Raw genomic sequence first — 21482 nt, 5'->3', positions numbered from 1 at the left:
TGGTCAGCCCCGCGGGGCCGAGCCGATGAACGCCGAGGCGCGTTCGCCCCACCGCTCTTGTGGGTAGTAGTCCCAGATGGCGTGGTGCTGGGTGGCCCAATTGTCCCAGAACACCAGGGAATTGGCTTGCCAGTGGATGCGGGTCTGGAACGCCGGGTTCCGTTCGATGTGGCGGAACAGCAGGCTCAGGATGGCGTCGCTTTCGACGCGCGTCAGCTGGACGATGTGGCTGGTGAACGCCTCGTTGACGAACAGGTACTTGCGCCCGGTCAGATGGTGGCGGGCCACGACCGGATGCTCGGTGGCCGGGAAGGACTGGCCGGGCTGGGGCGCGGCGCCGTAGCCCGCCGTCCACGCCTTGCCCCCGTCATGGACGGCTGTCAGGCCGTCCAGCAGCGTCTTCAGCGGCTCCGACAGCGATTCGTAGGCCAGGTGCATGTTGGCGAAGGCGGTGTCGCCGCCGATCCCGGGCTGCCGGGTGACGCGCAGGAACGAACCCCAGATGGGTTCGGGATCGCACGACACGTCGGCGTGCCAGGCGTCGCCGGCGGTAAAGCGGGTCTCGGGGCCGGTGCGCCAAGCCAGGATCTCGGGGTCGTGGTCGGTCGACGACAATTGCCGGGCGCCGCCCAGCACATGGCGGTGCAGCGTGCCGAAGTGACGGGCGAAGCGCTTGTGGTCCTCGGCGGTGATGTCCTGGTCACGGAACACCAGCACCAGATTGTCGCCGATGGCCTTGAGGATGTCGGCCAGCTGCGCTTCGCTCAGCGGCTTCGACAGATCCACGCCGGACACCTCGGCGCCCAGGGCGGGCGACAGCGGGCGCACCACGATGGTCTCGTAGCCGGGGCGCTCGCGGCCGTTCCAGTCGGCGATGGCGCGTTTGTCGTGGAAGTCGCGGTAGAAGCTCATGATCCCCCCTGTCAGATTTCGTAGGCGAACGGGAGTTCCGCCGCGGTGAAGAACTCCCGGTGGATGTCCTTGCGCAGCGTGATGAAGTCCGGGCTCGAACGGTCGCGCGGGCGGGGCAGCCGCACCGGCAGCACCGTCTTGATGGTCCCCGGCCGCGACGACATCACCACCACCTCGTCGCCCAGGAAGATGGCCTCGTCGATGTCGTGGGTGACCAGGACCATGGTGGTTCGCTGCGCCTGCCAAATGCGCAGGATCTCCTGCTGCATCTGGATCCGGGTCAGCGCGTCCAGCGCGCCGAACGGCTCGTCCAGCAGCAGCACCCGCGGCCGATTGACCAGGGCGCGGGCGATGGCGACGCGCTGGGCCATGCCGCCCGACAGCTGGTGCGGATGGGCGTTCGCGAAGCCGTCCAGCCCGACAAGCTCCAGATGCTCCCGCACCCGCCGGGCGATCTCGGCCTTGGGAAGGTTCTTCAGAGCGAAGGCGATGTTCTGTTCGACCGTCAGCCAGGGCAGCAGGCGGTGCTCCTGGAAGATGACGCCGCGGTCCAGGCCGGGGCCGGCGACCGGCCGTCCGCCCAGGGTGACGGCACCGCCGTCGCTGGTCTCGAGCCCGGCGATGATGCGCAGCAGGGTGCTCTTGCCGCAGCCCGAGCTGCCGACGATGCTGATGAAGCGCCCGCCCGGAACGTCGAGCCGGATGTCGCTGAGCGCCTGGACCGATCCGGTCTTGAGCGTGAAGGTCTTGGACAGCGGGCCGACGAGCAGGTCGTCGGCCCGCGCGGCGGAGGCGGCGGCGGAGGCGGCCATGGCGTCAGCGTCCCGAGAAGGTGGATTTCCAGGTGACCAAGCGGCGTTCGGCGGCGCGCAGCACCACGTCGAGCAGCTTGCCCATGGCACCGATGGTGATCATCCCCACCAGCACCTGGTCGGTCTGGCTCATCTGGCGGGCGTCCGTGATCAGATAGCCCAGCCCCGAGGAGGCGGCGATCAGCTCGGCGGCGACGACGCAGATCCAGGCCACCATCAGGCCGACGCGCAGGCCGGTCATGATGTTGGGCAGCGCTCCCGGCAGCACGACCTGACGGATGAAGCGCCCGCGCGTCACCTCCAGCACGCGCGCCAGCTCCACATGGCGGTGGTCGGTCTGGCGGATGCCGTCGATGGTGTTGACGAGGATGGGGAAGATGGCGCCGAGGAAGATGATGTACACCTTTCCGGCCTCGCCGATGCCAAACCACAGGATCGCCAGGGGAATCCAGGCGATGGGCGGAATGGGCTTGGTCAGTTGGATGATCAGGTCGGTCAGCCGGTCCAGCAGCCGCGACAGACCGATGCCGATCCCCAGCGGCAGGCCGATCAGGACGGCGATGGCGAAGCCTTCCAGCACGCGCAGCAGGCTGACGCCCAGGTGGCGGAACAGGTCGCCGCTGACCGCAAGCTCCACGAACGCCCCGGCCACCTTGGTGGGCGGCGGGAGCAGGATGGGGCGGATGTAGCCCAGTTCGTACGCGGTCTGCCACGCCGCCACCAGAGCCGCCGGCAGCGCCAGATACAGCGCCAGCCGCCCCAGCCCGGCCAGAGGGGAGCGCAAGGCCGCCACCGCGGCCCCGGATCCGGTTTGTTGCCCGGCCCGTCGCGCCGACGGCGCCTCGGCGGCCAGCCCGCCGGTCATTGCAGTCCCGCCTCGACCGCCGGCTTGCGGTTGAAGAAGGCGTCCACATCGACGGCGGTCTTGATCAGGCCGTAGGCCCGCATGAACTGTTCGGTCTTCCTGACCTCGGCCACGTCGTCGTCGTGGATGACCGGGTCGTAATGCATGCGCTGGAGAACCTGGGTCAGCAGGTCGGGCGGCAGGTTCACGTCGCCGCTGATCAGTTCGGCCGCTTCCTTGGGATTGGCGGTGATGAAGTCCGACGCGCGCTTGTACGCCTTCAGCAGCGCCTTCGCCTGTTCGGGCCGGTTCTTGAGGAAGCCGTTGTCGGCGACGATGAGCAGCAGGCCCTTCTTGATGCCGGTGCCGTCGGCCAGCACGCGAACCGCCTTCTGTGATTCGTAGCGGGTCAGGATCGGCTCCCACACCGCGCCGGCGTCGATGGTGCCGGCGACGATGGCCGGCGGGATTTCCGCGACCGGCAGGTTGACCAGCTCGACGTCGTTGAAGGTCAGGCCGCCCTGATCGAGGACCAGCGCCAGCAGATGGTGGGCGTAGGACCCCTTGGTCACGGCCACCTTCTTGCCCTTCAGCTCCTTGGGCGAGGCGATCGGGGAGCCGCCGCCGACGATCACCGCCAGGCTCTTCGGACCGTCCGAGCTCAGGGCGACGACGCTGGTGTCCAGGCCGGCCGCCTTGCCGACCAGCGCCGGCGTGTCGCCGAGGAAGCCCACGTCCTGCTGGCCGGCGGCGAGGGACTCGTTGATCGGCGGGCCGGCGGGGAAGGACGACCATTGGACGGCGGTGTTCGGCGCCGCCTTGGCCAGCTCCTCGTCCAGCCACTTCTTCTGCTTGGCGACGAACAGCGGCGCATAGAGGGGAAAGGGCTGCGTGGCGATGCGCAGGGCGTCTGCGGCGGCGGCCGTGCCGGTCAACCCGAGACCGATGGCGGCCGCGACGGCCAAGGCGACAATCCTGGAAGCGGCCATGGTTTGGAATCTCTCTTGTTGTCGGGCCACGCGGGCCGCTGAACGGGGGCCGGCGTTCGGGGGCGGAGCCGGACCCACAGCGAGGCCAAGGCTTATCCCCACAAACATAGTAGTGATTTGTATTCCATTGTACGCGCGCCTCTGTCAAGCCATCTTCGCAATGGCGTCGGGCCGGAGGGCGGCACGCAACCGGGACGTATCCCCATCGATTGCTCCACCTCGCCGGGATGGAACCCAGGCCTCGGGGGTGGCTCCTTGGAAGCGTCCCTGTTTTCGGAAGAAGCGGGCCGCCGCGCTCTGGCTGCGATGAATGGGGATTGGGAGCCGGCGGTGCTGGAAAGGGCCACCAGCATCACGGAAAACAACAGTAAAGACATGTTTTCTTTCTTATCCTGAAAGAAATTTTACGCCAAGAACTATTCAGATTTCGCATGAAACAACAGGAAAATATGATATATAAAAATTAACAACCAGACAACGATGTATGAATCGTCCCCGCCGTCCGGATCGATCCGTGCAAACTGGAAGCGGGCGGGCACGCTCGCATCTCTGCCGCCACGGCCGCTTCGACCCTGCGTGAACAGGAGCCGCTCGATGAAGCTGACGCACATCCTCGCCACTCTGGCCGTCGCCCTCTCGCTCGCGGGACCGGCGGCGGCGGAAACCGAAATCCGCTTCGGTTTCCCCGGGGTGGGAGCTGACAACAAGCCGTATTCCCACAGCACCGCGGTTCCCTATGTCCGGGCGCGCGAACTGATCGAGAAGGAGTTCGCGAACGACCCCGGCGTCAAGGTGACCTGGACCTTCTACCGCGGCGCCGGCCCGGCGTTGAACGAGGCGGTGGCGGCCGGCCAGCTCGACTTCTTCCTGCTCGGCGACCTGCCGGCGATCGTCGGCCGCGCGAACGGCCTGAAGCACAAGTTCATCCTCGCCACCGGCCGCAACGATCCGATCTATCTGGCCGTGCAGCCCGACAGCCCCATCAAGCGGGTGGAGGACGTGCGCGGGCGCAAGGTCGCCCTGTTCAAGGGCACGAACCTTCAGAACGCCACTGACCGCATCCTCGCGCTGCACGGCCTGACCGAAAAGGACGTGCGCTTCGTCAACCTCGACGCGGGCGCGGCGGTGGCCGCGCTGACGTCGGGCAACGTGGACGCGGTTTTCGGCGGGCAGGAGTATCTGTCCCTCGCCCAGCGGGGCGTGGTGGCGATTCCCTACACCACCAAGGGCGACAACCCGACGCTCGGGCGCAACACCTCCTTCCTGGTGACCGACGTCTTCGCCCAGGCCCACCCCGACCTGACCCAGCGCGTGGTCAACACGATCGTCAAGGCCGCCCACTTCATTTCACAGGAGAAGAACCGGGCGGAGGCCTTCGACGCCTGGACGCTCTCGGGCTTCCCCAAGGAGACCTTCGAGGCGAATTTCGAGGGCGTGCGCCTGTCGGACGTCCTCAGCCCGCTGATCGACGGCTACGTCGTGGCGCGCTACCAGGAGCAGGCGCGGGCGGCGAAGGAATACGGCCTGCTGCGCGGCGATCCCCGGATCGAGAGCTGGTTCGACCGCCAGTATCTCGACCGCGCGCTGGCCGAGCTGAAGCTGGAGACTTTCTGGTCCTCCCATGACGCCGAGGGCCGGATCGTCCAGGCCGGGGCGCTCGACACGAAGTGACGGAACGCGACGCGACGCTATCCCCGAAGGACGCGCCATGAGCCTTTCCCAGACAACGATCGAAACCCCGGCCGCCGGTGACGGCGCGCCCCTCGGACGGCGCCTGTCGGCCGGGCTGGCCGGCCTCCGGGTCCGGCTTCCCGGATTTCTTCTCGGCCTGTCCTTTCCGGCCGTCCTGTTGGCGCTGTGGTGGGTGTCGGCCGACCAGGGCTGGCTGCCGCCGCAGATACTGCCCGCCCCGCCGCTGGTCTGGAGCAGCCTCGCGGAGCTCTGGGCCAGCGGCCAACTCGCCGAGCATGTGGGGGTCAGCCTGTGGCGCGTGGCGGTCGGGTTCGCCGGGGGCGCGGGGTTCGGGTTGCTCCTCGGCGCCGCCGCCGGGCTGTTCCCCACCTTCCGCGCCTACGTCTATCCGCCGGTGCAGGCGGTCTCGCGGGTCAACGTCCTGGCCTGGATGCCGCTGCTGGCGCTGTTCCTGGGCATCGACGAGGCGTTGAAATGCGTGGTGATCGCCTGGTCGGCGGCGATCCCGGTGTTCATCGGCACCGAGCGCGGCATCGCCGGGACCCCGTCGGCGCTGAGCGAACTGGGCGACGCCTTCGCCTTCCGGGCCGGCGACCGGCTGCGGCTGATCGTCCTGCCGGCTGCCTTGCCCTCGATCTTCACGGGGCTGCGCGAGGGGCTGGCCAACGCCTGGCAGACGCTGGTGCTGGCCGAACTTTTCGCCTCCTTCGAGGGGCTCGGTTACCTGATGACCTGGGGGCGGCAGCTTTTCCAGCTCGATCTGGTGCTGATCGCCATGATCGTCGTGAGCCTTCTCGGCCTGTCGCTCGACACCGCTCTGGGATGGGTCGAACGCCGGGCACAACCCTGGGGCCGCGAGACCGGCGCGGCCGGCGTCGTCTCCTCCGTGCCGTCGCGGCGTCCGGGCGGATGGCTTGGCGGGTGGGACGGGCGGGCCGTGCTCGCCTTCGCGGCCGTTCTGGTCCTGTGGATCGCGGCCCGGCGGTTCGGCTGGGTGGATCTGCGCTTCCTGCCGTCGCCGCTGGCGATCGTCGAGCGCTTCCACGCGGAGATCACCGGCGGCACCATCCTGGCGGACGTGGCGGCGACGCTCCACCGCAACATCCTGGGCTTCGCGATCGGCGCGGCGGTGGGGCTTGTCCTGGGGTCGGCGCTTGGCGTGTCGCGCCTCTTCGCCGCCGTCGTCGGCCCCACGGTGGTCGCCCAGCGCCAGACCGCGCTGTTCGCCTGGGTGCCGCTGCTGGCGATGTGGTTCGGCGGCAACGACGTGGGCAAGATCGCGTTCATCAGCGTCGCCGCCTTCCAGCCGATCGTCATCAACACCTGGTACGGCATCGCGCAAGTGCCGGCGGGCTACCGCGAGCTGTCGGCGGTGCTGCTGTTCCGCCGGCACGACTACATCCGCCTGGTCGCCCTGCCGGCCGCCTTGCCCTCCATCTTCACCGGACTGCACGCGGGGCTGATCTACGCCTGGCTGGCGACGGTCGGTTCCGAACTCTTCCTCAACATCTCGTCCGGCCTCGGGGGGCGGCTGAGCGAAGGAAGCCAGCTCTTCCAGATCGACCTGCTGTTCCTGGTCATCCTGATCTTCGCCGCCATCGGTCTCGTCTACAACGCGCTGGCCGAACGCGCCGAAGCCCTGCTTGTGAGGTGGAAAACCCGATGAGCGCCCTCCCTTCCCCCACGGCTCCGGACGATCGGGTCTTCCCCGTCGAAACGCCGTCGCCGACGCTGCGCATCCGTGGACTGGACAAGCATTTCTCCGTCAACGGCGAGCGCATCCACGTCCTGTCCGGCATCGACCTGACCATCGCCCCCGGCGAGTTCGTCGCCATCGTCGGAGCGTCGGGCTGCGGCAAGTCCACGCTCCTGCGGCTGATCCTCGGGCTCGACCTCGATCATCGTGGCAGCGTCGAGCTCGACGGCAAGCCGGTGCGCGGTCCGGGCCTCGACCGTTCGATCGTCTTCCAGGACCATCGGCTGCTGCCCTGGCTCACGGCCGAGCGCAACGTCGCGGCCGCGCTGCTGCGCAGCGGGTTGAGCCGGGCCGAAAAGGACCGGACGGTGCGCGAGCATCTGGCGCTGGTCGGGCTCACCGATTTCGCCGGCGCCTATCCGGGGCAGCTCTCGGGCGGGATGGCGCAGCGGGTCGCCATCGCCCGCGCGCTGGTGAACCGCCCGCGCTTCCTGTTGCTGGACGAGCCGCTCGGCGCGCTGGACGCGCTGACCCGGCTCCGTCTCCAGGACGAGCTGAAGCGGATCGTCCGCCACGAGGGCGCCACCGCGGTGCTGGTGACCCATGACGTGGACGAGGCCGTCTATCTCGGCAACCGCGTGGTCATCATGCATCCGCGTCCGGGTCGCATCGCCGAGGACATCCATGTTCCCGAGGCCGCCCGCGCCGACCGGTCCAGCCCCGAATTCGTGGCGTTGCGTGACCATGTCCTGGAGCGGCTGGGCGTGCATATTCCCCATGTCGGCCCCCACGGCGACTCCCATGGTGGCGCGGTCGCGGCAGTGCCGTGACCGCCCGTCGCGCCGATGGTCAGAGGGGCCGGCTCCGCCACTGCCAGGCGAGCAGGGCGAGCAGGGCCGGAATGAACAGCAGATAGACCGTCTGCAAGCCGAGCCGCTGCCCGGCCCAGCCGCCGACCAGCCCGCCGAGGATGCTGCCCACCGGGAAGGTCAGCAGGGTCAACCCCGACACCTTCCCCTGGCCGAGCCGGCCGCCGATCCGCGCCGTCCGGGCGAGCGTCACCGTTTGCAGAAGGCCGAGCCCGGCGCCCAGGAGCAGCACGCCCGGCCACAGGGCCGCCGGGGTTTCCGCCAGCCCCAGCCCGAGCAGCCCGATGGCCGCTGCCGTGAAGCCGATGCGGCAGCTGGCGTTTCCTCCCAGCCGCTCCACGACGCTGCCGGCCAGGAAGAGGGTGGCGATGAAGGACAGGCCGGTGCCCGTCACAAAGGCCGACGCGCCGCTTTCCCCAAGGCCGAACACGGTCAGCGCGATGGCGACGATGAAGCTCGTCTGGTAGGTCAGGATCGCTTCGATGACCAGGCCGATCAGGCAGACCGTGCGCAGCTCGCGGTCGCGCAGCAACGCCGCAAGCTCTCCGGCGATGCGGCGCGGAGCCAGCCTTCCGGGGGCATCGGCCAGCGGGCGGGGCGGCAGGCGCCCGAACACCAGGGAAGAGAACGCGATGGTCAGGACGAAGCTCGCGGCCAGCGTCCACCAGGTTCCCGCGTAGCCGAGATGGGCGATCAGCGCGACCGCCAGACCGGGACCGATGAGGAACTGCCCGGTCAGATGGGTGGCGCGGTACCAGCCGGACTTTCCGGCTCCTATCCGGCGGAGCTGCTCGAAGAACACGGTGTTCAGCGAGACGAAACGCAGCGGCATGAAGAAGCTGACGGCGGTGGTGCAGCCCAACAGGAAGGACGGCGAGGCGACGGCCGGGACCAGCGCGTAGGTCAGCCCGGCCAGCGCGCTGCCCAGCACGAACAGCCGCCGGGGACCGTAATGGTCGACCAGGAAGCCGATCGGGACGCTCATCACCAGCGTGCCGACAGCCTGTCCGGCGGCCAGCCGGCCGAGCTGTTCGGGATCGGCGCCGAGCGTGATGGCGTAGAGCGCGGTGGTCAGCTTGGCGACGCCGACGCTGGTGCCCATCAGCGAGGTCAGCAGGCCGAAGACGAGCAGGAAGCGGTTCGTGTCGCGCCAGCCATTCAGTGTCGTGTCGGTCAAGGCGGCTTTCCTGTCATGCCTTGTTGACGGCAAGCCCGCAAACGCAAAGCCCGGATGGTGCCGGCGGACCGGCGCCATCCGGGCTTTCGCCCGCGGGCTTGCCGCGTCAGGCCGCGAGGCCGGGCTTCTTGCCGAGGGCGCGGGTAAAGCTGCGGCGGCCGTCGACGGCGACCGGCGGCTCGCCGGCGACGGTGGTGCGGCGGACGATGCGCGGCAGATCGCCGTAATCGTCGACGGCACGGTGGATGGTGGCGCGGTTGTCCCAGATCGCCACGTCGCCCGGCGACCAGTGCCAGCGCACGGTGTTTTCCGGACGGGTGACGTGGTCGTTGAAGATGCCGACCAGCCGCTGCGAATCCGACGTCCCGAAGCCGATGATCTGGCGCAGGAAATGCCCGACGATCAGCGTGCGATCGCCGGTGACCGGATGCACCGCGACCAGCGGGTGCTCGGTCTCGTAAACCGACGAGGTGAAGACCTCGTTGTAGCGCTTCAGCCCATCCTTGTGGACGGAGCCGCGGTCGCCGACGTAGTCGTAGAGGTTGGAGTGGACCGCCCACAGCTTGTCGGCCAGCTCGCGCAGCGGCTCCGGCAGCTCGGCGTAGGCGGCGACCGTGTTGCCCCACAGCGTGTCGCCGCCGCGCTCGGGCAGGACGTGCGGGCGCAGGATGGTGACGCTGGGGTAGGCGTCCAGGAAGGTGATGTCGGCGTGCCAGGAGCTGGCGCGCTCGCCCCGCGCCCCGTCGACGTCGAGGATCGCCTCGGTCCCGCCCAGCGAGGGAACGGTCGGGTGGCCGACCAGACCGCCCCACAGCCGGCCGAACGCCTCCTGTTGGGCGTCGTCGATGTGATGCTGGTCGCGGACGAACACCACCTTGTAGGTGTACACGGCGTCCTGGATGGCCTTCAGCGTCGCCGGGTGGAGGTCGCCGGACAGGGCGACGCCGCGCAGCTCGGCACCGATGTTGCCGTTGATCGGCTTGATGTCGAGGCCGGGCGGAAGGGTGTCGGTGGAAGAGGCGGTGCTCATCGATCCAAGCTCCTGATGCGAAGGGCGGGGGCGGGATGGAAGGGGGGAAGGGCGCGCTCAGAAATCGAGCCGGCCCTTCAAATCCTCGAAGGGGACCATGACGTGGGCGCGCTAGGCCGGGCGCTCCGCCAGGCGGCGGTGCCACGCCTCGACGTTGGGCAGCGCCGGGCGGTCGAGATCGAGCGCGAAATAGCGGAACAGCGAGGCCCCCGCCGGAATGTCGGCGATGGTGAACTCGTCGCCCGCCAGATAGGGGCGGTCGGCCAGATGGCGGTCGAGCAGGCCGTAGAGCCGCGCGGTCCGTTCCAGCGCGCCGCGGATCGCCGCCCAGTCCCGCTGGTCGTCCGGCGTGCGGTAATAGCCGCGGAACAGATCGACGAAGGCCGGCTGGAGGCTGGACAGAGCCCAGTCCGTCCAGCGGTCGGCGCGCGAGCGCGCCGCCGGATCCTCCGGCCAGAAGCGGCCGGGGGCGTGGCGCGCGGCGAGGTAGCGCAGGATGCTGTGCGATTCCCAGACCACCGTGCCGCCATCCTCGATGACCGGGATGCGGCCGTTCGGGTTGCGCGCCAGGAACTCCGGATCGTCGAGTCCGCCGAACGGTCCGCCGACGTCGATCCGGCGGTGTTCGAGCCCAAGCTCCCCGACCAGCCACAGAACCTTTTGAACGTTGAACGCGCTTCGTCGCCCCCAGACGACGAGGGGGGTGGCCATTGCGGCGGTTCCTTTTTGGATGGCGTCGAGAGGAGGTTAGCACAAATATCTACTGTATCAATAGGAATATGCTGTATTCAGCAATATTTCTATGAGTTATGATCGTTGGATCACCGTGTTTTCTGCGAAAACAAACTGTTAAATTTGACTCAGGTGGAACCATGCTGACACGAGGATTTCGGGTCCTGTTGCCCAAGCGCGCGTTCGGCCTGCTGCTGGCGGCCGCGCTGGGCCTGTCCACGCTGCCGGCCGCCGCGCGGGCGGAGATCGGCGAACTGAAGATCGCCATCCAGTACGGGCTGGGCTATCTGCCGCTGCTGGTCGCCAAGAACCAGCGCCTGATCGAGAAGCACGCCGAGGCCCAGGGGGCCGGCAAGCTGGCGGTGAGCTGGACCGTGCTGAACGGCGGTGCGGCGACCAACGACGCGCTGCTGTCGGGCAACGCCCACATCGTCGCCGCCGGCATCGCGCCGCTGCTGACCATCTGGGACAAGACGCGCGGCTCGCTGGACGTCAAGGCGCTGGCCGGTCTCGATTCCTCGGCCTATTGGCTGAACAGCAACAACCCCGGGGTCAAGACCATCCGCGACCTGACCGAGAAGGACCGCATCGCCGTGCCGGCGACGCGGATCTCCATCAACTCGGTCATCCTCCAGATCGCCGCCGAGAAGGAGTTCGGCCTTGGCCACCATTACGACCTGGAGCCCTTCACCACCACGCTGAGCCCGCCCGAGGCGACGGCGGCGCTGGTGTCCGGCAAGACCGAGATCACCGGCCACGTCACCACGCCCACCTACGGGTCGCAGCAGCTCGCCTATCCGAACGTCCACCGCATCCTGAACTCCCGCGATGTGATCGGGCCGGCGACGTTGGTGCTGGCCTATGGCACTGCCAAGTTCCACGACGAGAACCCCAAGGTTGTCGCCGCCTTCCTGGGGGCGCTGCGCGAGGCCTTCGGCGTGATCGAGCGCGACAAGACTCTCGCCGCCCGCGCCTATCTGGCCGAGGAGCGGAGCAAGCTGAGCGAAGCCGACGTGCTGGCGCTGTTGAACAATCCGGACATCACCCATTCCTTCGTGCCCTACAACACCGGCGTCATCGCCGACTTCATGCACCGGGTCGGGTCCATCAAGAACAAGCCCGCCTCGTGGAAGGACTATGTCTTCTCCGACCTGCACGGCGAGGCCGGGAGCTGAGCGTTCGATCCGCCTGTTTCCCCAAGATCACTTCCGGAGTTCCACCGATGGCCAGAGCGCCTGGGCCGCTTTCTTTCGATCCCAGCCTGTCCAACCCCGCCTCGCCCGCCCTTGACGCGCCCGCCCTTGACGCGGATGTCCTGAGCCTCGGCGGCCGCGTCGTCCATCGTGGGGAGTGACGCCGATGCTGCGTGTGACGATCGTCGGGGGCGGGGTGTCGGGGGTCACCGTCGCGTTGCGGCTCGCCCGGTCGGAGCGGCCGATCCAGGTCGATCTGGTCGAGCCGCGCTCGCTGCTCGGCGCCGGCCTGACCTATTCGGCGACGGATCCCCGGCACCGCGTCAACGTGCCCACCACCCGCATGTCGGTGGAGGGCGAGGCGTCGGAGGACTTCCACCGCTGGTACACGGAGCGCGGCGAGGATGCGGCCGATCCCGATGCGCTGGCCGACGGCTGTCTCTACCCGCGCCGTGAGGCTTTCGGGCGCTATCTCGACGAGCGGGTGCGCGGGCTGTTCGACCGGCCGGGGCCGCTCCGGCTGCGGCACCGGAGGACGCAAGCCGTCTCGGCGGTTCATGACGGGTCGGGCTATGCGGTGCGGCTGGCCGATGGCACCACGCTTTGCGCCGACGCACTGGTGCTGTGCACCGGCAATCCGCCGCCGGAGCTGCCGGGGCCGCTGGCGGCGCTGGCCGGCGATGCGCGCGTGACGGTCGATCCCTGGGCGCCCGGTGCGGCGGCGGACGTTCCGCCCGATGGCCGGGTTCTGATCGTCGGCAGCGGTCTGTCGATGGGCGACGCGGTGGCGACGCTCGACGCGCGCGGGCATCGCGGCCCGATCGTCGCGCTGTCGCGCCACGGGCTGGTCCCGCGCCCGAGGCCGTTCGGCTTCGCCGACTCCTTCGGCGACTTCGCCACGGATCCGCCACGACGGGTCAGCGTCCTGCTGCGCCGAGTCCGCGCGACGCTGCGCGAGGCCGCCGCTGCGAACCGGCCCTGGACCGACGTGCTCGACGCCGTGCGCGTGCAGAACGGCGCCTTGTGGGCCGCCCTGCCGCTGGAGGAGAAGCACCGCTTCCGCCGTCACCTGCGCCCCTATTGGGATGTCCACCGCTTCCAGTCGGCGCCGCAGATCGACCGTCTGGTGGCGGAGAAGCGGGCGGTCGGCGCCCTGACGGTGCGGGCCGGCGCGCTGGTTCACGCCGCCGCGCGGCCGGACGGGCTGGAGATCGGCCACCGCCGGCGCGGTTCCGACGTGGTGACGGTCGAGCGCTTCGACGCGCTGGTCAACTGCACCGGGGCGGGGCATGGGGCCGCCCTGCGGCGCAACCCGCTGCTCGCGGCGCTGGCGGCGGCGGGGCTGATCCAGGGGGATGCGCTGGGAATCGGCATCGCCGTCGATCCCGACGCGCGCGCCGTCGCCGCCGATGCCCGCCCCTCCCCGGCGCTGTTCGTCGTCGGCCCGCCGACGCGGGGGACGCTGGGCGAGGTGGTCGGCGCCTCGGAGATCGCGCCGCGCGCCAACGCGGTGGCCGAGCGCCTGCTCACCCTCGAACCGGTGGCCGGCGAGGAGTGGGTTCTTGAGGGAACGGCCAGCGGCGGGGAATGACGCGGATGCCCGATTCATCCTCTCCCTTGTCCCCGCCACGCCCGTCGTCGCGCCCGGCGCCCCGGCCGAGCCTGACGCGGCTGCCGCCGCTGTCCTCGCTGCGCACCTTCCTGGTCGCCGCCCAGCACCTCAACTTCGCGCGGGCGGCGCAGGAGCTGAACGTCACGCCGGCGGCGGTCGGCCAGCAGATCCGCCTGTTGGAATCCCACCTCGGCCGGCCGCTCTTCCTGCGCCAGGGCCGCGTCCTGCGGCTGACCGAGGACGGCAGCGCGCTGCTGCCCGGCCTGCGCGAGGGGTTCGGGCGGATCGTGCAATCGGTGGCCGACCTGTCGGCGCCCGATCCGGGGACGCCGCTGACGGTGTCGGTCCCGCCCTCCTTCGCCACCAAATGGCTGGTGCCGCGCCTGGAGCGCTACAAGGCCGCCCATCCCGGCCAGGACGTGCGCATCGTTGCGTCGATGGCGTTGGCGGATCTGTCCGCCGACGGGGTGGATTGCGCGATCCGCTACGGCGGCGGCGTCTATCCGGGCGTCGCGGTCGAGCGGCTGCTGACCGAGGCGGTGATCCCGGTGTGCAGCCCGACGCTGATGGCGGCATCGCACCCACCCGACCGGCTGGAGACCCTGCGCCACCACACCCTTCTGCACGACGACAGCCCCGACGGCGACGCCAGCTGTCCGGACTGGCGTATGTGGCTGCGTGCCGCCGGGATCAACGACGTGAACCCGGCGCAGGGCCTGCGCTTCGATCAATCGAGCCTGGTGCTGGAGGCGGCGCTGGCCGGGCAGGGGGTGGCGCTGGCGAAGGCGCGGCTGGCCGACGCCGATCTGCGCGCCGGCCGGCTGGTCCAGCCTTTCGGCCAGGATCGGCCCTCCTGCCGGAGCCAGGGCGTGCGCTTCGCCTATTACCTTCTCTGCGTCCCCGACAGGGCCGGCGACCCCCGTGTCCGCGCCTTCCGCGACTGGCTGCGGGGAGAGTGCGGGACGGAGGAAACCCCGCCCTCCGGCTGAACGGCGCCACGCCCCGATTCAATGGCCCATTCCCCTCCCCCCTGTCCCGAAAGGCACGGCCATGCCGGATCCGCACCCGCCGCCCTGAGCAGCAGGCCCGCTGGCGGCGGATCGCCACGCCGCTGGGCAACGTCTTCTACTCCGCCGCCGTGGCGAGGGGGGCGGCGTAGCGGCTCTGCGGGCGTTTCAGGCCGAGATGGTCGCGCAGGGTGGTGCCCTGATACTCCGTGCGGAACAGGCCGCGCCGGCGCAGCTCGGGAACGACCAGCTCGATGAAATCGACCAGCCCGCCCGGCAGCGTCGGCGCCATGATGTTGAAGCCATCGGCCCCGTGGTTCGTGAAACGCTCTTCCAGCTGGTCGGCGATCTGCGTCGGCGTGCCGACCAGTTGCCAGTGGCCGCGCGCTCCGGCGATGCGCAGGTAGAGGGCGCGGAGGCTCAGATTCTCCCGCCGGGCCAGATCGATCAGCAGCGCCTGCCGGCTCTTGCCGCCCTCGGTCTCCGGCAGCTCGGGCAGCGGGCCGTCGAGGTCGAACTGCGAGAAATCGATGTCGGCGCCGTATTCGCGCAGCAGCCCGAGGCCGACGACGGGCTGCACCAGCTCCTGCAGCGCCTCGAACTTCTCGCGGGCTTCGGATTCGCTGCGGCCGACCACCGGGAGGACGCCGGGCAGGATCTTCAGGTCGTCGGGCGTGCGGCCGTGCTTGGCGAGGCGGCCCTTCAAATCGGTGTAAAAGCCGACCGCGTCGGCCAGCGTCTGCTGCGCGGTGAAGACCGCTTCGGCGGTGCGCGCCGCCAGCTCCTTGCCCGGTTCGGAGGAGCCGGCCTGCACCACCACCGGACGGCCCTGCGGCGGGCGCGGGATGTTCAGCGGGCCGCGCACCGCGAAGTGCCGTCCCGCATGATCGATGCGGTGGAGCTTGGCGCGGTCCACATAGTCGCCGCTGGCACGGTCGCGGCGGAAGGCGTCGTCCTCCACCGAATCCCAGAGCGCGGTGGCGACGTCGATGAACTCCTCGGCTCGGGCGTAGCGGTCGGCGTGGGCGACCGGCGCGGCGTGGCCGAAATTGTAGGCGCTGCCGAGATCGCCGGAGGTGACGAGGTTCCAGCCCGCCCGCCCGTCGCTGAGCCGGTCGAGCGAGGCGAACTGGCGGGCGAGATTGAAGGGATCGGAAAAGCTGGTCGACGCCGTCGCCACCAGCCCGATGCGCGTGGTCGCCCCGGCCAACGCCGACAGCAGGGTGATCGGCTCGAACGGGTAGAAGCCGTTGTGGGCCTTGTGGCCAGCGGCCCCCGCCTCGTCGAGCCGGGCGGCGACGCCGTCGGCGAGGAACAGGGCGTCGAACTTCGCCGCCTCGGCGAGGCGGGCGAGCTGGACGAAGTCGGCGAGGGTCGTGCCGTCCGACGCGCTGGCGTGGCGCCATCCCGCGACGTGATGGCCGGTGAAGAGGAGAAAGGCTCCCAGGCTGAGTGTGCCGGTGCGCTTGGACATGGTGGGGCGATCCTCGGCTGTGCTGACGGAGGGCGGGCGGGGAGACGTTCCTACGCCCAGGCGACCTTGCGGAAGTTCAGCAGGCCGATGCCGCTCTGCGCGTCCCAGGAGAGGCCGTTCTTCTTGGCGAAGACGTCGTAAAGCTCGCTGATGTAGATGCCGGCGGCGTCCTCGTTCAGCAGGCGGCCGATCTTGCGGAAGAGGGCACCGCGCGCCTCGGCCCCACGCAGCGGTCCGGCCTGCTCGATCAGGTCCTGGACCTCGGCGTTGTCGTAGTTGCTCCAGGTGCCGTCGCGCCCGTAGGTGCCGCCCAGCGGGTGGATCGGGTCGTAGATGGCGTTGGCCATCTGCTGGATGGTCATCGGGTTGGTCTTGCGCGTGTTGTTCAACTGCGCCCAGGTGGCGTAGTCGATGCGCTGGATGCTGGTCTTGACGCCGATCTGGCCCCAATAGGCGGCCAGCGCCTCGGCGATCTCCTTGGGGTGGTCGTTGCCGCTGTAGAGCTTGGTCTCGAAGCCGGTCGGGTAGCCGGCCTCGGCCAGCAGCGCCCGCGCCTTCTTCGGGTCGTAGGGGTAGGGCTGCAAGGCCGGGTCGGCGCCGTAGGGGTAGTGTTTGGAGATGATCGTCGCCAGCGGGTCGCCGATGCCGTGCAGCACGTTGCGGATGATCGACGGCGTGTCGAGCGCATAGCTCAGCGCCTGGCGCACCGCGCGCTTGGCCAGCGGCTGGCCCGGCTGGTTGGAGTAGAGGTTGACCATCAGCGGCGAGCCGAGCGGGCTGGCGATCACGTCCAGCCCGGCGACGCCGCGCAGCCGCGCGACGTTCTGGGCCGGAACCCCGGCCGCCAGATCGACCTCGCCGGCCAGCAGCGCGTTGGTGCGGCTGTCCGGCTCGGGGATCACCTTGAACAACAGGCGCTTGATGCCGGGCTTGGCGTCCCAATACTCCTCGAAGCGCTCCAGCTCCAGGCTCTCGCCGTCGCTGAACGCCTTGACCCGGTAGGGGCCGACCGAGATCGGGCTGCGCGCGAAGACATCGGCCGCCGGCTGGGACGAGCCGTACTCCTTGGGCACCAGCGGCAGATAGCCGGCGATCTTGTTGGGGAAGGCGCCATCGGGCGCCTTCAGGCGGAACACCACGGTCAGCGGGTCGGGGGTCTCGACCGACGCGATGATCGGCGCGAATTGCGGCCGCCGGGTGCTCTTGCTGGCCGGGTCGAGGACATGCTCCAGCGAGAACTTCACGTCGGCCGAGGTCAGCTCGCCGCCATGGTGGAATTTCACGCCGGGGCGCAGGCGGTAGGTGTGGGTCAGGCCGTCCTCCGACGAGGCGTAGGAGGTGGCGACGCGCGGCACCAGAGTGCCGCTGGCGTCGAAGCCGTAGAGCGTGTCGTAGATCTGCAGCAGATAGCGGTTGGAATCGCTGGTGATCGCCACCAGCGCGTTGAGGTTCGAGAAGTTCCGCTGCAGGGCGACGACCAGCGTGTCGCGGTCGACGGCCGGCTCGGTCCGCCCGGCGGCGCGCAGGCCCGGCGGCGCGGTCAGCAGCAGCCCGGCGGCGGCGGTGCCGCCCAGCACGGCGCGCCGGGACAGGGATGTCGGGAACAGGGGCGTCGGGAACAGCGACGGCGGAACGGGGGCGGTGGAGTCGGTCATGCGCTGGTGGTCCTCATTGGGCATAGCCGGGATCCTCGCGGTCGATCTTGCGGCGGAAGGCCGCCCATTCGACCTGGGCGCCGGGCGACGGGCCGTCGTCGCGGTAGATCGCGCGGCCCTGGGCGATGGTGCGGGCGATCACGGCGTCGGGCAGCGGGTTGATCGCGCCGCCGCTCTGCGCCGCCAGCTGGATCGCGCAGGCGCGCTCGACCCGCGCCAGCAGCGCGAAGGCCTCGCCCAGCGTGCGGCCGGCGGTCAGCGTGCCGTGGTTGCGCAGGAACAGGACGCTGCCGTCGCCCAGCGCCTCGACCAGACGGGCGCGCTCCCCCGGATCGATCGCGGCGCCTTCGAAGTCGTGGTAGCGGACGCGGTGCATGATCAGCAGGGCGCTCTGCGAGATCGGCAGCAGCCCGCCGGTCTGGCTCGCGACACCGGTGCCGGCGACGGAATGCAGGTGCATCACCGAGGCGATGTCGGGCCGCGCCGCGTAGACCGCCGCGTGGATGACGTCCGCCGCCGGGTTCAGGCCGTGCGGGCTGTCGGACAGTACGTTGCCCCGGATGTCGACCTTGACCAGCGTGGAGGCGGTGATCTCCTCGAAGAAGAAGCCCCAGGGGTTGACGAGATACTGGTCGGCGGTCCCCGGCACGCGGACCGAGAGATGGTTGCCCAGCAGATCGTGCCAGCCGAAGCGCCCGGCCAGCCGGTAGGCGGCGGCGAGGTCGAGCCGGGCGGCCCATTCCCCGTCGGATACACCAGGCGGAGGGGCGGCGCCGGGCCGGTCGATGCGGGTGACGAGGGTCATGCGCGGTCCCCCTGCGGATCCTGAAATTGCGAATCCTGAAGTCCGGTGAAGAGATCCGCCACGTCGCCGAGGCGGGCGATGCCGGTCAGCCGCCGGTGCAGCCGGTCGCGCGCCGCCGGGTCGAGCGGGCGCAGCCCGCGGCCGGTGGCGTCGGCGAACTTCGCGCGCCGCTCGGCGTCGCTCAGCGGCGCCTCGGGCGAGCCGGGCAGGAGGGCGACCTTGCGGGTGAAGGCGCCGCGCCGGGCGGTGACCACGGTGACCTCGGCGGGCAGCAGGCGGTCGACGCCGGGCTCGTCGCGGATCTCGACGCTGCTGCGGGCGACCAGCGCCGCGATGCGGGGATCGCGGACGGCGGTCTCCTCCAGCTCGGCCAGCCCCAGCCGGCGGCGCAGCAGGGCGGAGGCGACCTGATACTGCACGCTGAACTGGGCCGTGACCTGCGGGTTGGGATCGGGCGCGAAGGGCGCGCCGACCAGCCGGTGCGAATAGGGCGTCAGCGCGATGCGGATCGCCGTGATCTCGTCGGGGTCGATGGCGTGGTCGGCGGCGAGATCCAGGGCCGCCTGCGTCGGGGCGTGGCCGCAGGCGCAGGTCGGGAACTTCTTGAAGGTGAAGCCGCCGTTCTCGAAGCGCTCGCCCAGCCCGTCGCGGAACGGCGCCGGGTCACCCGCCTCGTACAGCGCGTAGAGGCCGAAGCGGCCGTCGATCGACCCGGCCGGGCCGCCGATGCCGCGCTGGGCGAGCAGGGCGGCGCGCACCCCGGCCTCCGCCGCGAAGGCCGATTGCAGGCGCTTGGTCAGGCTGCGCTCGGCCATCGGCTGCTGGGTGCCGCCGACGCTGGACAGTGCGATGCCCAGCGCGTCGACGGTCTGCCGCTCGCCGAGGCCGAGCAGGCGGGCCGAGGCGGCGGCGGCGGCGAAGATCCCGTGGATCGAGGTGTAGAACCAGCCGGAATGCGCCGTCGTCGTGCGCGCCAGCCGGCCGGCGATGTCGTTGCCGAGTGTCAGCGCGGCGAGGAAGGCGCGGCCCGAGGCGTGCTCGCGCTGCGCCACCGCCAGCACCGCCGGCAGCACGACGATGTCGGAATGGACGACGGCGGCGATGTTCACCGTGTCGTAGTCGAGCGCCGCCGCGGCGACGCCGTTGACGAAAGCGGCGGACGCGGCCGGCAGCCGGGCGCCGTGGCCCCAGATCTCGGCCTCCGGCTTGCCGCCCTGGTCGAGCGCGTGGTCGCGCGTCTCGACGGCGCCGGGGGCGGTGGTGCCGGCCCAGGCGACCGCCAGCGTGTCGAGCGCCACCGCGATCGCGGCGGACGTCGCCGAGTCCGGCAGCCGGTCGAAGGGGGTGGCGATGGCGTGGCGGGCGATGGCGGCGCTGAGCGGTTCGGCCGGCGCCGGTGCCGTGGAGGCGAGGGGGGCGGTTCGGGACACCAGGGCAGTTCCTTGTCCGGGAAGAGGGGCCGGGAGGGGGAGGGTGGCCTTATTCCTGGAAGGCGACGTCGCGCGTCCGCCGGATGGCGGGCGAGATCACCAGCACCAGCAGGGCGACGGCCAGCAGCAGGAGGGCGAGGCTGATCGGCTTGGTCAGGAAGACCGTGGCGTCGCCGCGCGACAGCAGCAGGGCGCGGCGCAGATTCTCCTCCATCAGCGGGCCGAGCACGAGGCCGAGCAACAGCGGCGCCGGCTCGCACTCCAGCCGGATCAGCAGGTAGCCGAGCGCGCCGAAGCCCGCCGCCAGCAGCAGGTCGGTGACGCTGTTGTTCAGGCTGTAGACGCCGATGGCGCCGAACAGCAGAATCGCCGGGTAGAGCAGCCGGTAGGGCACGCGCAGCAACCGCACCCACAGCCCGATCAGCGGCAGATTCAGCACCACCAGCATCAGGTTGCCGATCCACATGCTGACGATGGTGCCCCAGAACAGGTCGGGATTCTGCGTCGCCACCTGCGGCCCCGGCGTGATGCCGTGGATCATCATGGCGCCGACCATCAGCGCCATCACCGGGTTGGACGGCAGCCCCAGCGTCAGCAGCGGGATGAAGGAGGTCTGGGCGGCGGCGTTGTTGGCGGTCTCCGGCCCGGCGACGCCCTCGATGGCGCCGTGGCCGAAGCGTTCGGGGTGGCGCGACAGGCGCTTTTCCAACGTATAGGCGGCAAAGGACGCCATCGCCGCCCCGCCGCCCGGCAGGATGCCGAGCAGCGAGCCCAGCGCCGTCCCGCGCAGCACCGGCGCCGTCGAGGCGCGCCAGTCGGCCCGCGTCGGCCACAGATGGTGGACGTCCGACGTCGCGACGCTGCGCGATTCGCGGGCGGTCAGGTTGGCGACGATCTCGGCGAAGCCGAACAGGCCGGTGGCGACCACGACGAAGCCCAGCCCGTCCGACAGCTCCGGCAACCCGAAGCCGAAGCGCACGAAGGAGGAGTTCACGTCCATACCGACCAGCCCGAGCAGCAGGCCGAGCACGGTCATTGCCACCGCTTTCAAGAGCGAGCCGTGCGCCAGCACCACCGCCGCGACCAGCCCCAGCACCATCAGCGAGAAATACTCGGCCGGCCCGAATTTCAGCCCCACGGCGGCGAGCGCCGGGGCGAACAGCACGATCAGCAGGGTCGCAGCGCAGCCGCCGAAGAAGGAGCCCAGCGCCGCGACGCCCAGCGCCGCGCCCGCGCGGCCCCGGCGGGCCAGCTGGTGGCCGTCCAGGCAGGTGACGACGGAGGAGGTTTCGCCCGGCAGGTTCAGCAGGATCGCCGAGGTCGAGCCGCCATACTGCGCGCCGTAATAGATGCCGGCCAGCATGATCAGCGCGGAGGACGGCGCCAGCCCGAAGGTGACCGGCAGCAGCAGCGCGATGGTCATCACCGGTCCGACGCCCGGCAGCACGCCGATGAGCGTGCCGATGACGACGCCGAGCAGGCAGTAGCCGAGGTTGCTCCAGGTCAGGCAGATCTGGAAACCCAGGACGAGGTTGTCGAAGAGATCCATCAGG

At 70.3% G+C, this 21482-nt stretch carries 19 protein-coding genes; 7 read left to right on the top strand and 12 right to left on the bottom strand.

The features are described 5' to 3' along the window. Positions 1-3 precede the first annotated feature (3 nt). From J2847_RS25985 to J2847_RS25970, 4 genes are read right to left on the bottom strand one after another with little or no spacing between them, the layout of a single operon-like run. Positions 4-912, bottom strand: a complete 909-nt coding sequence (locus J2847_RS25985; protein ID WP_209781687.1) for a TauD/TfdA dioxygenase family protein — start codon at positions 910-912, stop codon at positions 4-6. Between the two features lie 11 nt (positions 913-923). Continuing rightward, positions 924-1724, bottom strand: coding sequence for an ABC transporter ATP-binding protein (locus J2847_RS25980; protein ID WP_209781686.1), 801 nt, complete (start codon positions 1722-1724; stop codon positions 924-926). A gap of 4 nt (positions 1725-1728) precedes the next feature. Then, a complete protein-coding gene (locus J2847_RS25975; RefSeq protein ID WP_209781685.1) occupies positions 1729-2589 on the bottom strand; it encodes an ABC transporter permease in 861 nt (286 codons plus the stop codon). Beyond that, complete coding sequence (locus J2847_RS25970; RefSeq protein ID WP_233474790.1) at positions 2586-3533, bottom strand: aliphatic sulfonate ABC transporter substrate-binding protein; 948 nt, start codon at positions 3531-3533, stop codon at positions 2586-2588. The genes J2847_RS25975 and J2847_RS25970 overlap by 4 nt, the downstream gene beginning before the upstream one ends. A gap of 279 nt (positions 3534-3812) precedes the next feature. On the opposite strand from J2847_RS25970, the gene J2847_RS25965 reads away from it, so the two are divergent. The 4 genes from J2847_RS25965 (at position 3813) to J2847_RS25950 (ending at position 7775) form a co-directional block, all read left to right on the top strand. Further along, the gene (locus tag J2847_RS25965; RefSeq protein ID WP_209781683.1) at positions 3813-3953 is read left to right on the top strand and encodes a hypothetical protein; all 141 of its coding nucleotides are present in this window, start codon (positions 3813-3815) and stop codon (positions 3951-3953) included. Positions 3954-4151: 198 nt separating this feature from the next. After that, positions 4152-5228, top strand: a complete 1077-nt coding sequence (locus tag J2847_RS25960; protein ID WP_209781682.1) for an ABC transporter substrate-binding protein — start codon at positions 4152-4154, stop codon at positions 5226-5228. A gap of 37 nt (positions 5229-5265) precedes the next feature. Beyond that, entirely contained in the window at positions 5266-6915 is a 1650-nt protein-coding gene (locus tag J2847_RS25955; RefSeq protein WP_209781681.1) for an ABC transporter permease, read from the top strand. Further along, positions 6912-7775: an ABC transporter ATP-binding protein gene (locus J2847_RS25950; RefSeq protein WP_209781680.1), complete on the top strand. Its 864-nt coding sequence runs from the start codon at positions 6912-6914 to the stop codon at positions 7773-7775. The genes J2847_RS25955 and J2847_RS25950 overlap by 4 nt, the downstream gene beginning before the upstream one ends. A 19-nt stretch (positions 7776-7794) precedes the next feature. Here J2847_RS25950 and J2847_RS25945 read toward each other — a convergent pair whose 3' ends face one another. The 3 genes from J2847_RS25945 to J2847_RS25935 form a co-directional block, all read right to left on the bottom strand. Further along, on the bottom strand, positions 7795-8991 hold the full coding sequence (locus J2847_RS25945; protein ID WP_209781679.1) for an MFS transporter: 1197 nt from the start codon (positions 8989-8991) through the stop codon (positions 7795-7797). A 106-nt stretch (positions 8992-9097) separates the two neighbouring features. Next, the gene (locus J2847_RS25940) at positions 9098-10021 is read right to left on the bottom strand and encodes a TauD/TfdA dioxygenase family protein (protein ID WP_209781678.1); all 924 of its coding nucleotides are present in this window, start codon (positions 10019-10021) and stop codon (positions 9098-9100) included. Between the two features lie 111 nt (positions 10022-10132). Continuing rightward, entirely contained in the window at positions 10133-10732 is a 600-nt protein-coding gene (locus J2847_RS25935) for a glutathione S-transferase family protein (RefSeq protein WP_209781677.1), read from the bottom strand. Positions 10733-10920: 188 nt separating this feature from the next. Between J2847_RS25935 and J2847_RS25930 the strand changes: the two genes are divergently transcribed. The 3 genes from J2847_RS25930 (at position 10921) to gcvA (ending at position 14547) form a co-directional block, all read left to right on the top strand. Beyond that, positions 10921-11928: an ABC transporter substrate-binding protein gene (locus J2847_RS25930; RefSeq protein ID WP_233474789.1), complete on the top strand. Its 1008-nt coding sequence runs from the start codon at positions 10921-10923 to the stop codon at positions 11926-11928. Positions 11929-12112: 184 nt separating this feature from the next. Then, positions 12113-13537 carry an FAD/NAD(P)-binding protein gene (locus J2847_RS25925; protein WP_209781676.1) on the top strand — a complete coding sequence of 475 codons (1425 nt, stop codon included), beginning with the start codon at positions 12113-12115 and terminating at the stop codon, positions 13535-13537. A 5-nt stretch (positions 13538-13542) separates the two neighbouring features. Beyond that, positions 13543-14547 carry a transcriptional regulator GcvA gene (gene gcvA / locus J2847_RS25920; protein WP_209781675.1) on the top strand — a complete coding sequence of 335 codons (1005 nt, stop codon included), beginning with the start codon at positions 13543-13545 and terminating at the stop codon, positions 14545-14547. 136 nt (positions 14548-14683) lie between these two features. Here gcvA and J2847_RS25915 read toward each other — a convergent pair whose 3' ends face one another. The 5 genes from J2847_RS25915 to J2847_RS25895 are packed head-to-tail and all read right to left on the bottom strand — an operon-like array spanning position 14684 to position 21478. Next, positions 14684-16039 carry an LLM class flavin-dependent oxidoreductase gene (locus J2847_RS25915; protein WP_209781674.1) on the bottom strand — a complete coding sequence of 452 codons (1356 nt, stop codon included), beginning with the start codon at positions 16037-16039 and terminating at the stop codon, positions 14684-14686. A gap of 50 nt (positions 16040-16089) precedes the next feature. Beyond that, on the bottom strand, positions 16090-17694 hold the full coding sequence (locus J2847_RS25910) for an ABC transporter substrate-binding protein (protein ID WP_209781673.1): 1605 nt from the start codon (positions 17692-17694) through the stop codon (positions 16090-16092). A gap of 13 nt (positions 17695-17707) precedes the next feature. Further along, positions 17708-18499 carry a class II aldolase/adducin family protein gene (locus J2847_RS25905; protein ID WP_209781672.1) on the bottom strand — a complete coding sequence of 264 codons (792 nt, stop codon included), beginning with the start codon at positions 18497-18499 and terminating at the stop codon, positions 17708-17710. Further along, complete coding sequence (locus tag J2847_RS25900) at positions 18496-19929, bottom strand: MmgE/PrpD family protein (protein WP_209781671.1); 1434 nt, start codon at positions 19927-19929, stop codon at positions 18496-18498. Before J2847_RS25900 ends, J2847_RS25905 begins: the two co-directional genes overlap by 4 nt. A gap of 49 nt (positions 19930-19978) precedes the next feature. Next, a complete protein-coding gene (locus J2847_RS25895) occupies positions 19979-21478 on the bottom strand; it encodes a tripartite tricarboxylate transporter permease (protein ID WP_233474788.1) in 1500 nt (499 codons plus the stop codon). Positions 21479-21482 lie beyond the last annotated feature (4 nt).

Origin of the sequence: Azospirillum agricola, from assembly GCF_017876095.1 — a bacterium.
Taxonomy (GTDB): Bacteria; Pseudomonadota; Alphaproteobacteria; order Azospirillales; family Azospirillaceae; genus Azospirillum; species Azospirillum agricola.
The sequence above is the reverse complement of the archived record's forward strand: the minus strand, read 5'-3'. Positions and strand labels throughout refer to the sequence as shown.

Bases quoted from the DNA above. Each gene is read 5' to 3' on its own strand.
- J2847_RS25985 (WP_209781687.1), bottom strand. From the start codon at position 912: ATGAGCTTCTACCGCGACTTCCACGACAAACGCGCCATCGCCGACTGG.
- J2847_RS25980 (WP_209781686.1), bottom strand. From the start codon at position 1,724: ATGGCCGCCTCCGCCGCCGCCTCCGCCGCGCGGGCCGACGACCTGCTC.
- J2847_RS25975 (WP_209781685.1), bottom strand. From the start codon at position 2,589: ATGACCGGCGGGCTGGCCGCCGAGGCGCCGTCGGCGCGACGGGCCGGG.
- J2847_RS25960 (WP_209781682.1), top strand. From the start codon at position 4,152: ATGAAGCTGACGCACATCCTCGCCACTCTGGCCGTCGCCCTCTCGCTC.
- J2847_RS25955 (WP_209781681.1), top strand. From the start codon at position 5,266: ATGAGCCTTTCCCAGACAACGATCGAAACCCCGGCCGCCGGTGACGGC.
- J2847_RS25950 (WP_209781680.1), top strand. From the start codon at position 6,912: ATGAGCGCCCTCCCTTCCCCCACGGCTCCGGACGATCGGGTCTTCCCC.
- J2847_RS25940 (WP_209781678.1), bottom strand. From the start codon at position 10,021: ATGAGCACCGCCTCTTCCACCGACACCCTTCCGCCCGGCCTCGACATC.
- J2847_RS25935 (WP_209781677.1), bottom strand. From the start codon at position 10,732: ATGGCCACCCCCCTCGTCGTCTGGGGGCGACGAAGCGCGTTCAACGTT.
- J2847_RS25925 (WP_209781676.1), top strand. From the start codon at position 12,113: ATGCTGCGTGTGACGATCGTCGGGGGCGGGGTGTCGGGGGTCACCGTC.
- gcvA (WP_209781675.1), top strand. From the start codon at position 13,543: ATGCCCGATTCATCCTCTCCCTTGTCCCCGCCACGCCCGTCGTCGCGC.
- J2847_RS25915 (WP_209781674.1), bottom strand. From the start codon at position 16,039: ATGTCCAAGCGCACCGGCACACTCAGCCTGGGAGCCTTTCTCCTCTTC.
- J2847_RS25910 (WP_209781673.1), bottom strand. From the start codon at position 17,694: ATGACCGACTCCACCGCCCCCGTTCCGCCGTCGCTGTTCCCGACGCCC.
- J2847_RS25905 (WP_209781672.1), bottom strand. From the start codon at position 18,499: ATGACCCTCGTCACCCGCATCGACCGGCCCGGCGCCGCCCCTCCGCCT.
- J2847_RS25895 (WP_233474788.1), bottom strand. From the start codon at position 21,478: ATGGATCTCTTCGACAACCTCGTCCTGGGTTTCCAGATCTGCCTGACC.